Source organism: Maritalea mediterranea (genome assembly GCF_021568695.1).
Lineage (GTDB): Bacteria > Pseudomonadota > Alphaproteobacteria > Rhizobiales > Devosiaceae > Maritalea > Maritalea mediterranea.
Window position 1 is genome coordinate 1 of sequence record NZ_JAKGTI010000012.1, and the last position, 254, is coordinate 254.

Here is a 254-nt window from a genome sequence, read left to right on the forward strand (position 1 = left end):
GGTCCTGCTGAGCTCGCCCGATGCATCGAATTCAATGAGACCCGACGCCGGGCGATAGAATTGCTCAAATTCCGCTTTCATTTGCGCGGGCTCACGGAGGCAGGCCATGTAGAGCTGCGGCAGCCCCCAAGTGTCGCCGCATTTGGCTTTGCACACGATCATGCAACCCGCAAAGAGCGTCGCGGCGCCTTTGCCCCAGAACGCCTCGCTGGTCTGCCCGATGATCTGCTCGGCCGCGCTCTCGCAATCGCTGT

At 61.8% G+C, this 254-nt stretch carries 1 pseudogene; it reads right to left on the minus strand.

Annotated elements, in window-relative coordinates:
- Positions 1-254, minus strand: a pseudogene (locus L1I42_RS16170) (hypothetical protein); the annotation flags it as partial.